Origin of the sequence: Coleofasciculus sp. G2-EDA-02, from assembly GCF_040226375.1 — a bacterium.
GTDB lineage: Bacteria > Cyanobacteriota > Cyanobacteriia > Cyanobacteriales > Coleofasciculaceae > Coleofasciculus.
This window is the reverse complement of the sequence record NZ_JAVKEW010000092.1, coordinates 1-4673: the sequence shown is the minus strand read 5'-3', so window position 1 is coordinate 4673 and position 4673 is coordinate 1. Positions and strand designations below refer to the sequence as shown.

Genomic DNA, 4673 nt, shown 5'->3' with positions numbered 1-4673 from the left:
GGGGTGGTCGCTGATTGGGGTTGACGCTTCGCTGAAGGTTGCCTCCAAATGAGGTCTTACACCCTCTCCACGTCCGTTTATAGTCTCGGAATGCCCTCCCGCGACTTGTATTTACATTACCACAATAGTAGAACGTTATCCGAATTATTTGACTGGCGAATTTATTCGCTACCTAGACGGTTTGCTCGGTTTCATCTCCCAGCTAAAGAGCGTGGGAGCCTTCACCCATCGCTTTTCCGGTAAGGGTTCTTGCCGATTTAGCTAACCGAAACCTCCATCAGTTCTTTGAGCAAGGAATTGCTGTCTTGAGTCATTGACGGTTCTGGATGTTTGGCGATAATCATGGGAGTGTCTCCCACTTCGCTATCTGGGATAGCTTGAAGAAGATAAACCTGTTCGGGATTAACATTGGCAATCACCTGGGGTGAATGAGTCGCCACAATAAACTGACAGTTGGGGAAAGTTCGAGTCAGTGCTGGCACAATCTCGTGTTGCCATTTAGGATGCAGGTGGAGTTCAATCTCATCAATCAGAACCACACCACTCCCTTCTAGGGGATTCGTTAACCCCGGATTCGCGATCGCTAACCGTTTGGCTAAATCGGCGGCGAGTGCGAGCAAGCCTTTTTCACCTTCTGATAGTTGATTAACAACTAATTCTCGACCTTGTTTTGTCACTGTCATCCGTAAGGGGGCGCGTCGCACCCGCAAGTTAGCAAAACCGGGCAACAGAGAGGATATCGCTTGTCTGATGGCTTCTAAGAGGCGATCGCGGTGTTCAGGATTATCTCGACGCCATTCGTTTTCTAGATCTTCAAGATCCTTAAACCACTCGAAAAAGCTGCTAAAGTTAATCGAGACACCGGTTAGGGCTTGGTCATAAATCACCAGTTGGTTCGACCAATAGTATTTCGTCGGTTCTTGGGTAACCTTGTCGCAAAACTGGCGGTTGACGGGATAATAAACCACGACGGGTAAATTCACATTCAGATTGTTTTGCAACTGATTCTTAATTCGCAAACAAATTCCTTCTAACTCTCGAATATTACCGCCCCGGGGTCGTCCCTTGGTATTAGATAACGAGAGAAACCAACTGATCTGCCGTTCCCTTAAGGAAATCGTGATCTCATTTTTTGTGTGATGGGCGCCATTGGCGATATCTCCCTGACTAAAAAAATGTCGCGGAATTTTCCGTTCTTCAGTAATGTCCTGTTCATTAATAAAATGTCCCGTTCCAATCGGATCTTGAAGTTCCGCCACAAAATGGGAAAGTAGGAGTGCGATACAGTCGAGAATACTGGATTTTCCCGTTCCGTTGATCCCCACTAAGACTGTTGGTTCAGTCTCATGGAACTCCAGCGTCAGATCGCCGATGCCACGGAACGAGTTGATTTTCAGGCGCTTGACTTTCATGGCTTATAGTAGGCTGATGGCAATAAAATGACACCGATATGAAAAGCAGCAATTGTTATCGATACTGCTGATGATAATCTGATCGGCTGAGCTTGTCCGGCATAAGCCTCACACAATTGAGCAAGGAACTCCTTTTTTTACCTTAGAAAGACGTACCCTGACACATCTAGAACATGAATGCGTAATGTCTGAGGCATCGCTAACTGGGGTTATGCCAGCCGGCGCCGACGCTTAGGGAGCAATCAAGAGTGAAGCTTCCCAGAAATAAACGCGATCGCAATATTGAAATCTGCTTGTACAGACAGCTTCCAGGGAAACGTTTTGCGTGTTGGTCACATCCAGGGATACGAAAGCGGGTTCTCTTCCAGGTGAAACGGTTCGAGATTCAGCCCTTACTCCATCTATATACACATTAACAAGAACGCTGGGACTACCTTGGTCGTTATCGCGCATGCCAAACCCTAATTGCAGCCTCTCAAATGTGACATTCTCCTGATTGGGTTGCAGCCTACAGGTCAATGATGCCTGAGTATCGCCTGGACCCATATAAAATCGCGATGGGTAAACCGCTTTATTGACGACAACATTTTCACTTCGACGTCTCCAGTTGCCAATACCCGCATCCACACAATTGAGCCTCAGCAGGGAGGTTGAGCGTTCTTGCGCTTGTACAATTTGCTGACTTTGGGCAGTTAACGCCACAAATAGGAGTCCACTGGCAATGATTTTCTGAATCAGTTTGCTTTTCATCATTTGATAGATTACCCACACCAACAGGCGTCAATACTACATCATCCCATGGGCTGAGGTTTATAACCTCCATTTCTCAAGCTTCACCAGATGGAATCACCCCTTGATCAAAGATTTGACCCTTTGTATCAATACCACGAACTAGGATGCGATCGCGATACACCTCGTAAGCGGCAAAACTTAGCTTTGAGGCGGAATGGGCAGTCCATGGCGAACGCCCGACAGCACGAACTCCAGCACCAGCACCACAAGTTAAATAGGTTGTCCCATTAATCGGAAAAGTACGCTCGTAGTTGTGGTCATGACCATTAATATAGAGTTGCACGCCGTATTTTTGAAACAGGGGAGTCAGGGTTTCAATAAACCTTTGATTCAATCCGTAGTGACCCGATGAATAAATTTGATTATGTCCAAAGACAATCTTCCAGGGTGCATCGCTGCGGCTGAGTTCCTGTTCTAACCACGGTAACTGACGCTGCCAATCCGCATTAGCGTTTGTATCCATCGCCCAAAATTGGACTGATCCCCGCCGAAAGGTATAGTATCGTCCCTGCATGTTGAAACCTGGATACCGGACTTGGGGATCACCATTGGCGGTGCGGATGTCATGGTTTCCCAGACAAGCGTGAAATTTCACTCCATTTTCCAGTAAGGCTTGATAGGGTTTTTCAAAGACTGCCTCTACCTTTTCAATCTCGCCATTGTTATAAATATTGTCACCCGCCAGAATCACTAACTGGTATGGATTCTGTTGATAATAAGCAGTCATTGCCTCTGCCACAGCATATTGTCCGGCTGCACCTGTACCTGTATCAGCAACGGAAACAAAGCGTAGCAGAGGTGGATCTCTTAATTGGTTTTGGGTGTCCGTTGAGGGTGTTGACTCAGGAGTCTGGAAATGGGGATCACTCGTCTGAGTCGTTTTACGGGCGTTGAGGTTACTACCAACGGCAATAACACCTAAACAACTGATACCACTCAAAATCAGAAATTGACGGCGTTTGAGGCTCATAGATCTAGAGCAGTCATGCAGACTGAAGACAAGACGGGCAAAAATGCTAAATTTGTGCTGTAGGAACAGCGTTGTGTAAGAAGAATCTAGCGCATTTTATGCCAATTGGCGTTGCTGGGGAGGGAGATTTAAGATGTCAAAGGAGCAGCATAAGCCTCAGACGTCCGTAGAGGCAGATGAATCCACTCAAGAAACTAATACGGCTGAACCCACTCGCCAGTCTAAAATGGTGGATTGGCTCTATCCCAGCTTTGAAACCGTTGAGAATATCTGGGATAGCATTTTGGCAAAAATTCGCTCTGTACTACCAGAGGCGTGGAATCAAAAGCTATCGGATTGGGGATTGACGGGCGAGATCGCGGCTTTTATCGTTGTCATACTGGTAACGACAGTCGCCCTAACCCTAGAGACACCGACACAGTTAGCCAAAGAAGTAAAACCAGAACCCATCTCTGCACATCCAGAATTAGCCGTACCTGAACTTGCACAAACTCCGGAACTTACCCCAGAACAACGCCTGATTACAGCGATTCAAAATCAAGTGGCTGAAATTACGGATCACTATGCTAATGGACTAATTAAATCCATTCAAGCCAACTTTCCGGGTAGTCGTCTGATTGTAACCGTCAGTGACGGCTGGTATGAGTTGGAGACACAGGAGCAAGATCAGCTAGCTAGTGAAATTTGGCGTCGCTCGAAAGAATTGGAGTTGAGCAAACTGGAAATCACTAATTCCGATGGAACTCTATTGGCGCGGAGTCCAGTAGTCGGTTCTGGGATAGTAATTTTACAGCCTTAGACATTCGCCCCCTATTCCATACTCCACCAGAGAGAAAAGCCAGGGAAGCCCGGTTGTAGGGGCGGGTTTTACAGATAACATTTTGCCACAAACCCATAACTTAATTAAACCCGCCCTTCTAGGGAAGCTGATCAGCGCATGGCTTTCTCAAGCTGGTTGGCAATATTGAATTGAGCCAGACTGGGGGATTCAATCTCAGTTCTGGCTAGTTGTTCTAACTCAATCGCTAGCGATCGCAGGTAGTCTGCTCGTTGGCGCATTCGGGTACTGATTCCCTCTGCACCAGTGGCAAGGCACTCGGGGCAAACATCACTAACATATTCGCCAGATTCTCGATACGCTCTTGCCACCACCTCTAACGGGAAAAAAATGTTACCGCACAAGTTGCAACGGCATTTTTCCTCGAAGTCATTACTCTCAACTTTAATTTGAATGGGCATGGAAGCTGTTCTCCAATATATATATGCAGTTATAAACTACTCAGGCTTGCCTAACGGCTGAAACCTGAGTTTTCAGTAGCCCTGAAGTCATCAAACAAGTTAAGCTGAACGTATCTCTTTGTTCTGTTTAACAAGCACGATAACCCCGTGCCTCCAGGCTGGTTTATAGACAGCCCCACAAGTGCGATGTTGTTGGCTCCATTGAAATCAGCATCTCCACACCATCCGCAATGACCACATTTGAAAATCTTGCCACTGCG

5 protein-coding genes are annotated in these 4673 nt (G+C 46.7%); 1 reads left to right on the top strand and 4 read right to left on the bottom strand.

Annotated elements, in window-relative coordinates; genetic code table 11:
- Positions 1–257: 257 nt before the first annotated feature.
- The 3 genes from RLO19_RS09980 to RLO19_RS09970 form a co-directional block, all read right to left on the bottom strand.
- On the bottom strand, positions 258–1412 hold the full coding sequence (locus RLO19_RS09980; RefSeq protein WP_446355998.1) for an AAA family ATPase: 1155 nt from the start codon (positions 1410–1412) through the stop codon (positions 258–260).
- Between the two features lie 231 nt (positions 1413–1643).
- A complete protein-coding gene (locus RLO19_RS09975) occupies positions 1644–2165 on the bottom strand; it encodes a hypothetical protein (RefSeq protein ID WP_446355996.1) in 522 nt (173 codons plus the stop codon).
- Positions 2166–2238: 73 nt separating this feature from the next.
- A complete protein-coding gene (locus tag RLO19_RS09970; protein WP_446355994.1) occupies positions 2239–3174 on the bottom strand; it encodes a metallophosphoesterase in 936 nt (311 codons plus the stop codon).
- A 133-nt stretch (positions 3175–3307) separates the two neighbouring features.
- Here RLO19_RS09970 and RLO19_RS09965 point away from each other — a divergent pair, with 133 nt between their 5' ends.
- Positions 3308–3973 carry a hypothetical protein gene (locus RLO19_RS09965; protein ID WP_446355993.1) on the top strand — a complete coding sequence of 222 codons (666 nt, stop codon included), beginning with the start codon at positions 3308–3310 and terminating at the stop codon, positions 3971–3973.
- A 131-nt stretch (positions 3974–4104) separates the two neighbouring features.
- Here the strand turns inward: RLO19_RS09965 and RLO19_RS09960 are convergent, their stop codons facing one another.
- The gene (locus RLO19_RS09960; RefSeq protein WP_446337007.1) at positions 4105–4413 is read right to left on the bottom strand and encodes a hypothetical protein; all 309 of its coding nucleotides are present in this window, start codon (positions 4411–4413) and stop codon (positions 4105–4107) included.
- Between the last annotated feature and the right edge of the window lie 260 nt (positions 4414–4673).